The 7,797-nt window shown below is 63.4% G+C and carries 6 protein-coding genes; 4 read left to right on the top strand and 2 right to left on the bottom strand.

Going from position 1 to position 7,797, the window contains the following annotated elements; translation table 11 throughout:
* Nucleotides 1–199: 199 nt before the first annotated feature.
* The 4 genes from ABR948_RS05575 to ABR948_RS05560 all read left to right on the top strand — a co-directional run bounded on the left by ABR948_RS05575 (nucleotide 200) and on the right by ABR948_RS05560 (nucleotide 5,507).
* Nucleotides 200–1,606 carry an IS1182 family transposase gene (locus tag ABR948_RS05575; protein ID WP_428114450.1) on the top strand — a complete coding sequence of 469 codons (1,407 nt, stop codon included), beginning with the start codon at nucleotides 200–202 and terminating at the stop codon, nucleotides 1,604–1,606.
* 990 nt (nucleotides 1,607–2,596) lie between these two features.
* Entirely contained in the window at nucleotides 2,597–3,394 is a 798-nt protein-coding gene (locus tag ABR948_RS05570; protein WP_428114455.1) for a UDP-2,3-diacylglucosamine diphosphatase, read from the top strand.
* Nucleotides 3,394–4,449, top strand: a complete 1,056-nt coding sequence (locus tag ABR948_RS05565; protein WP_428114454.1) for a glycosyltransferase family 4 protein — start codon at nucleotides 3,394–3,396, stop codon at nucleotides 4,447–4,449. The genes ABR948_RS05570 and ABR948_RS05565 overlap by 1 nt, the downstream gene beginning before the upstream one ends.
* Before the next feature lie 68 nt (nucleotides 4,450–4,517).
* The gene (locus tag ABR948_RS05560) at nucleotides 4,518–5,507 is read left to right on the top strand and encodes a threonine/serine dehydratase family protein (RefSeq protein WP_428114449.1); all 990 of its coding nucleotides are present in this window, start codon (nucleotides 4,518–4,520) and stop codon (nucleotides 5,505–5,507) included.
* A 17-nt stretch (nucleotides 5,508–5,524) separates the two neighbouring features.
* On the opposite strand, the gene ABR948_RS05555 is transcribed toward ABR948_RS05560, so the two are convergent.
* Both ABR948_RS05555 and ABR948_RS05550 read right to left on the bottom strand, forming a co-directional pair.
* Nucleotides 5,525–6,835: a tetratricopeptide repeat protein gene (locus tag ABR948_RS05555; protein WP_428114447.1), complete on the bottom strand. Its 1,311-nt coding sequence runs from the start codon at nucleotides 6,833–6,835 to the stop codon at nucleotides 5,525–5,527.
* Nucleotides 6,811–7,797: a tetratricopeptide repeat protein gene (locus ABR948_RS05550; RefSeq protein WP_428114446.1), complete on the bottom strand. Its 987-nt coding sequence runs from the start codon at nucleotides 7,795–7,797 to the stop codon at nucleotides 6,811–6,813. The genes ABR948_RS05555 and ABR948_RS05550 overlap by 25 nt, the downstream gene beginning before the upstream one ends.

Raw genomic sequence — 7,797 nt, 5'->3', positions numbered from 1 at the left:
ACGTGCTGGCCCGCGCTGACGAGATTATCGAATAACTGTTAAATTGGGGCGGTGCATGAGTCCGGTTAAGGCACCAAACGGAAGTGGCGCAATATCCGCTCAGAGTCCGTTGTCGAGGGGATTGTGTTGCAAAACTCCCTTTGATGCGAATCGCGAACCATGATTCCGTTGGTGGAGACGGTATCGGCGGGAGCGGCGCATGATGGGTCGGCGGGAAGAAGGACAAGGACAGTTTTTCTATTCGTTTGATCTCGACAAGGTAGTTCCGCCCGATCATCTGGTGCGTCAGATCGACGGTTTTCTCGATCTGGGTTGGGTGCACAAGGAGTTGGCGCCGTATTACTCGCACACGGGTCGTCCCTCGATTGATCCGGTACTGATGATCCGGATGCTGATCGTTGGCTACGTGTTTGCGCTCCGCTCGGAGCGCCGGCTGTGCGCTGAAGTCCAGGTCAACCTGGCCTACAGGTGGTTCTGCAAGCTCGGCATTGAGGACAGGATCCCCGATCACTCTGTATTCTGTCGTGCGCGGCACGAACGCTTCCGGGAGAGTGACGCCCTGCGTCGGGTCTTCGAGGGTGTAGTGGCAATGTGCATTGCGACCGGGCTGGTTGGGGGCGAAGCGTTCTCGATCGATGCGAGCCTGATCAAGGCGGATGTAGACAAGAAGAAGCGGATGCCCGGCGACCAGCCGATTGCATGGCCAAAGGCAGAGGAGGCATCTCATGCAGTTCGCGAGTACCTCGCCGCCCTAGATACCGCTCGCGGCGATGAGGACGGTGGTGGAGACGCTGGCGGTTCAGGCAAAGGCGGCGATCGACACAAGCCTCCCAAGGAAGTCTCGCTTACCGATCCGCAAGCGACATGGGTTGCAAGGCCAGGCCTGGACCCGTTCTTTGCCTATGATGCGAACTACCTGATCGACAACAAGGCCGGCATCATCATCGATGCCGTGGGCACTCGGGCAAACCGAACCGTGGAGATTGCCATCACCAAGACCATGGTGGATCGCGTTGAACGCCGCTTCGATCTGCGGCCCCAGCGGCTTGCGGGCGACACGGTCTATGGCGCAGTCAGGCTGCTCAAATGGCTGGTGGATCGCAACATCACACCGCACGTACCGGTGTGGGACAAATCGGCGCGCTCCGATGGTACCTTCAGTCGCGCCGATTTTGTCTTCGACCAAGAGCGCAATATTTATGTCTGCCCGGGTGGCGCGGAGCTGACCAGCACCGGTAACATCGACCAGGGTCATATCGTCTACTACAGGGCCAACAAGAAGGACTGCTCGGCCTGCTTGCTGAAGCCGCAGTGTACGACCGCGGCTATGCGCAAAGTCACCCGTGACATCAACGAAGATGTGCGAGATCGTGTCCGCGCCTTGGCCGACACGGAAGCCTTCCAGCAGTCCCGCCGGGAGCGCAAGAAGGTTGAGATGCGATTTGCGCACATGAAGCGCATTCTCCGGCTCGACCGTTTCCGGCTGCGGGGCTTGAGCGGCGTCAGGGACGAAGTGCTGCTGACAGCAACCGCGCAAAACCTCAGACGGCTCGCCAGGCTTCTCTGCCGTGCCCCGCCACCTTTGGCAGAGGCCTGCCTTGCGTAGGCGTCACGTCAAGCAGCGCAGCTCCCACACCAGGGAGCGCAACCAACGAACCGCCAACGCTCAAAACGGAGCCCTGCGATCGAGACCTGAAGAGTTTCGCAACAGAATCCGGGGCAAAGCGGACATGCGCCGACACTCCAAATTTATGAGTTCACATCCTAAGGCGTGGCGGCAGCGGGAGGCCGAGCGCACGGTGGAAACGGCATAGAGGAGCTGACGATTTGCCCGTCGTGCCAATCTGTCGCGGGTCGGCACTGTTGATCTCGACCCCAAATCAAAACCAAAATACGCCATCCCGCCTCACAAGAGGGGCGCTTCGCGGTCGTCACGGACGTTGGGTGCGGGATGCGGTGGACGCGACAGCGGCGCAGCGCAAACACTTTGCGCGGACGAGCGGCGCTGATGCGGACGGCGAAGTCGTGTGGTCCTGACGCCCCGACGCTGGCGTCAAGTTTGCGGAGTTGCGATGTCGGCCCTATCGGGCCCGACACGCAGTGATCCGCAGGCGACGGTGACAACAAAGCCCGGTCACCGGGGAGAGCGCGAAGGAAACCGTTAAAACCATTGCGCAGGGAAGGCCGGGCGTTCCGGCGAACCTGTGGCTTCTACCCCTGTGCTTTTTGTTGCACAGGGGGCTGCGGGTGCGCCAAGCGCCCGGCTTTCCCTGCGCCCTCTGTTGTTCAGGTGGGCCTCGTTTCCCTCACACCCCGGGCGAATGCGGCCGCGGGAAGGCGGACCTATGCCTTGCGTTAACTGCCTCGCGTTAACCTTTGCCCGTATGATGGGCACCCGGGGTTTACCGGATAGGCCTGCCGATGTCGCTTGGCTGTCGCAGAGCACTGTTATTCGCAATTCAGCAAGGCAGTCGGCTGATTCGAAGCCGCCTGTTCGGGGGCTGGACGGGGCATGGTAAATCCGGAATCGGCGGCAGATCTCGTCATCACGCCGTCACGCGACTCGGATACCCGCTCGCGCATGGAAAGTGACGCTATGAGTGAAGAGTGTCCTGAACGGCGCTTTCGCACTTTGTTTATCTCCGATGTCCATCTCGGAGCACGCGGTTCGCAGGCCGAGCGATTGCTGGACTTTCTGCGGAGCCATGACGCCGATACGATCTATCTCGTCGGCGATATCGTCGACGGCTGGGCGCTGCGATCGAACTGGTACTGGCCGCAATCGCACAATGATTTCGTGCAGAAGATGCTGCGCAAGGCCCGCAAGGGCGCCAAGGTCATCTACGTTCCGGGCAATCACGACGAGTTCCTGCGCAACTATTACGGCACGCATTTTGGCGGCATCGACGTCATGGAAAACACCATCCATGTCGGCGTCGATGGCCGGCGCTATCTGGTGATTCACGGCGATATCTTCGACCTCGTGGTGCAGAACGCGCGCTGGCTCGCCCATCTCGGCGACAAGGCCTATGATTTCGCGATCCAGATGAACCGGCTGGTCAACTTCTTCCGCCGCGCGTTCGGCGTGCCCTATTGGTCGCTGTCGCAATGGGCCAAGCTCAAGGTCAAGAACGCGGTCAATTATATCGGCGCCTTCGAGCAGACGCTCGCCGCCGAGGCGCGGCGCCACGGCGCCGACGGGGTGATCTGCGGCCACATCCATTACGCCACCATCCGCGACGAGCACGGCGTTCGCTACATGAACTGCGGCGACTGGGTCGAAAGCTGCACCGCGCTGGCCGAGCACGAGGACGGCCGCTTCGAAATCATCACCTGGACCGATCCGCTGCGCCGGACCGCCCCGGTTGCCTCGGTCACGGCGCGCGCCGCATGATGCGAATTCTGGTCGCGACCGATGCGTGGCATCCCCAGGTCAACGGGGTGGTGCGCACGCTGACCATGATGGCGGACGCGGCGAAGGCCTTTGGCGTCGAGGTCAGTTTTCTGACGCCGGCATCGTTTCGCACCTTCGCGATGCCGAGCTATCCGGACCTGCGCCTGGCGCTGCCCTACCAGGCGAAGATTGCGCGCCTGATCGCCGAGGCGCGGCCCGACAGCATTCATATCGCGACCGAGGGTCCGATCGGGCTGTTGGTGCGGCGCTATTGCCGCAAACAGGGATTGCCGTTCACGTCGAGTTTTCATACCCGCTTTCCGGAATACATCTCCGCGCGCCTGCCGGTTCGCGAGTCCTGGATCTGGGCAGGGCTGCGCCGGTTCCATGGCGCCAGCCAGGCGGTGATGGCGGCGACACCAGCCCTTGCAAATGAATTGCGCGCGCGCGGCTTTCGCAATGTCGTGCTGTGGCCGCGCGGGGTTGATAGCAGCCAGTTTTACCCGCGCATCGCCGACCTCGGGCTGCCGCGTCCGGTCTTCCTCTGTGTCGGCCGGGTGGCGGTCGAAAAAAATCTCGAGGCGTTTCTCGACCTCGATCTGCCGGGCACCAAGGTCATTGTCGGCGACGGACCGGCGCGCGCGGCCTTGGTCCGGAAATATCCGCAAGCCGTGTTTCTGGGGGCGCTGCAGGGCGAAGCCCTGGCGCAGGCCTATGCCGCCGCCGACGTCTTCGTGTTCCCGAGCAAGACCGACACCTTCGGCCTGGTTCTGCTCGAAGCCCTCGCCAGCGGCGTGCCGGTGGCGGCGTTTCCCGTCACCGGTCCGCGCGACGTGATCGGCTCGGCGCCGGTCGGCGCGCTGAACGATGATTTGCGGACCGCGTGCCTGTCGGCCCTGAGGATTTCGCCGCAGGCCTGCCTCGAATTTGCCGCAGGACATACCTGGGAAGCGTCCGCACGCATCTTTGTCGACAATATTGCGGGCGTTCGCGGCGTCGACCCGCACGACGATGCGTTGAATTTTGCCGCAAAGCTGCCCCGCTTCGTCGCCTGAGGCGCGCCAGACAGCTTTCGGAGTCAAGCACCTTGCCCGGCCGTCCGCAGACGCGATACAGTTCGGGCATGTCGCAATCATCCTTACCGCTGCCGGTCAGTTCGGCGGATATCGACGCCGCCGCGCGCGTGCTGGCACCGTTCGCCGTACGCACGCCGCTGTTGTCGTCGCCGGTTCTCAACGAACGCGTTGGAACCCGGGTTTTCCTCAAGCCGGAGATGCTGCAGCGGACCGGATCGTTCAAGTTCCGCGGCGCCTTCAACAAGCTGTCGTCGATCCCGCAAAGCGCGCGCGGCGGCGGCGTGGTCGCGTTCTCGTCCGGCAACCATGCCCAGGGCGTGGCGGCGGCGGCGCAAATCCTCAATATGCGGGCCACCATCGTGATGCCGGCCGACGCGCCGCTGTCCAAGCGCGAGCGCACCAAGTCCTACGGCGCCGAGGTGGTGCTGTACGATCGCGACCGCGAGGACCGCGAAGCCATCGCCAACGACATTGCCGGCAAACACGGCGCCACCCTGGTGCGGCCCTATGACGATCCGCTTGTCATCGCCGGGCAGGGCACCGCCGGGCGGGAAATCGCCGAGGACATGGCGGCGCTCGGGATCACGCCGGATATCGTGGTCGCGCCGGCCTCGGGCGGCGGCCTGGTCGCGGGGGTCGCCACCGCCGTGAAGGCCCGTTTCCCGCAGGCGGTCGTGATGTCGGCCGAACCGGAAGCCTTCGACGATCATGCGCGTTCGCTGCGCGCCGGCAAACGCGAGCCGCATCAAGGCCAGGGCCGCACCATCTGCGATGCGCTGATGGCCTTGATCCCCGGCGAGATCACGTTTTCGATCAATAGCCGGCTATTGACCAAGGGCCTGACCGCGTCGGATGCGGAAGTCGGCACCGCCGTCGGATTTGCCTTCCGCGAGTTGAAGCTGGTGGTCGAGCCCGGCGGTTCGGTGGGCCTCGCCGCCCTGCTGGCCGGCCATATCGATATCAGCGGCAAGAATGTCGTGATCGTGCTGTCGGGCGGCAATGTCGATGCCGACATGTTCGCGAAATTGATCCGCTGATCCACCGCGTGCGGCCGCTATCGCGCGGTTGCGGTGAATTCGAGCAGCGCGTCGCGCACCCGCTTCGTCACGCTGCCCCACTCGCGGGTCTCGGACTGGCGAAACAGCCGCGCGCTCGGATACCAGGGGCTGTGGTCCCGCTCGAGCAGCCAGCGCCAGTCGGGGGCATGCGTCAACAGGATCCAGACCGGCTTGCCCAATGCGCCGGCCAGATGCGCGACAGCGGTGTCGACGGATATCACGAGATCGAGCTGCGATATCAGCGCCGCGGTATCGGCAAAATCGCCGAATTCCCCGCCGAACCGCAGTACGTTGCGACGCGACAATATCTCGGCGTCACCGGCACGAAGCTCCTTTTGCAGGCTCACAAAGCGCGCATCGATCTCCAGCAGCGGCAGCAGATCGCGCAGCCCTATCGAGCGTTCCATATCCCTGACGTGTTTCGCATTGCCCGCCCAGGCAAGCCCGATCCTCAGGCCGCGCCCGGTCCCGAGCAATGCGTCCCAATGTTCCAGAGCATGCTTGGGCACGCGCAGATACGGAACATCCGAAGGAATCGTCTCCAGCCGGGTCTTGAAGGTCAGCGGCAGGCTGGGAAGCGGGCAGTGCCAGTCGAAGTCCGGGCGGGGATCGCCCTTGGCGATAACCTCTGTCGCGCCGGCAAGACTTGTCATCAGCTCGCAGAGCGGTTCTTCAACTTCCAGGATGACGCGGGCGCCGCGGGCGGCGACCAGCGGCACGTAACGGCAGAACTGAATGGTATCGCCAAATCCCTGTTCGCTGTGGAGCAGGATCGTCCGGCCTGCGATATCGTCTTCGCCGAGCCAGAGCGGCTTGGAAAAATGGCGCGTCGTAATTCTCGCTGACGGAGCCTTCCTGCGCCATTCATATTCGATCCATCCGCGCTCGAAGTCGCCGGTGACGAGGCTCGACAGGCTCTTGAAAAAATGCGCGTCGGCATCGTCCGGACGCAACGCAATCGCCTGGTCGTAACTCGCCAGCGCCTCATCGAACCGCGTCAGGTCGGACAGCGTCACGCCGCGGTTGGCGAGTGCCTCGGCGTAGTCCGGCCGCGAGGCTAGCGCCAGATTGTAGCTCGCCAGGGCTTGCTCGAACCGCCGCAGTTTATGCAGGGTGACGCCGCGGTTGTTGAGCACCGCGGCATCGCCCGGCCGCATCGCGATGGCCCGGTCATGATCTGCCAGCGCCTCGTCATAGCGCGCGAGGTCATGCAGGACGACGCCGCGATTGGTCAGCGCCTCGACATGATCCGGCTCGCAGGCCAGCGCGCGCTCGAAGTCCCTCAGCGCCTCGTCGGATCGCCCCAATTCATGCAGCGTGGCGCCACGATTGACGAAAGCATGGGCGTAATCCGGCGGTCGTAGCTTATCAGCGCCTCATCAAACCGCTTTTGATCGCGCAACGCGGCGCCGCGGCCGGCCAGCGCCTCCGGATAATCCGGACGCAAAGCGAGCGCGGCGTCGTAACTCGCCAGCGCTTCGTCGAATTGCCGCAGCCTGTGCAGAACGGCGCCGCGGTTGTAGAGCGCTTCGACGTGATGCGGCTGCAGATTGAGCGCACCATTGTAGCAGGCCAGCGCTTCTTCAGGGCGTCCCAGTTTGTCGAGCGCATTTGCGCGATTGGTGAGGGCATCGGCGTTATCCGGCCGTAGCTCAATGGCGCGATCGTAGCTGGCGAGCGCATCGCCGAATCGCTTCAGCTCATAATAGGCGATGCCACGATTAACCAGCGCCTCGACAAAATCGGGATGCAACGCCAGCGCGGCGTCATAGCTTGTCAGCGCCTCGGCATGCCGCCCCAACGCCTGCAGGGTGACGCCGCGATTGTTGAGCGCCGCGGGATGCTCCGGCTGCAAGGCCAGCGCGCGGTCATAGCCGGCGAGCGCCTCGACGTAGCGGCCGAGCTCCTGCAGGACGCCGGCACGATTGTTGAGTACCTCGACATGATCGGGCTGAAACGTGATGGCGCGGTCAAAGCTTTCCAGCGCCTCGTGGTAGCGCTTCAGCTGTTTCAGCACCGCGCCGCGATTGCTGAGCGCCTGGATGAAGTCCGGCCGCAGCGCCAGCGCGCGATCGTAGCAGGACAGCGCCGCGTCGTTCCTGCCCAGCGCCGTATGGATCACGGCCAGGAGATTCAGAGTGGCGGCGGAGTCAGGATCGGCCGACAATATTTTGAGGCATAGTTGCTCGGCTTCGGCGAGCTTTCCCGCATAGTAGGATTTCAAGGCGATATCGAAGACCTCTGATATCGTCAGAGAAACGGTTGTCAT

The organism is Bradyrhizobium sp. (genome assembly GCF_050014615.1).
GTDB lineage: Bacteria > Pseudomonadota > Alphaproteobacteria > Rhizobiales > Xanthobacteraceae > Bradyrhizobium.
This window is presented reverse-complemented; position numbering and strand designations above follow the sequence as displayed.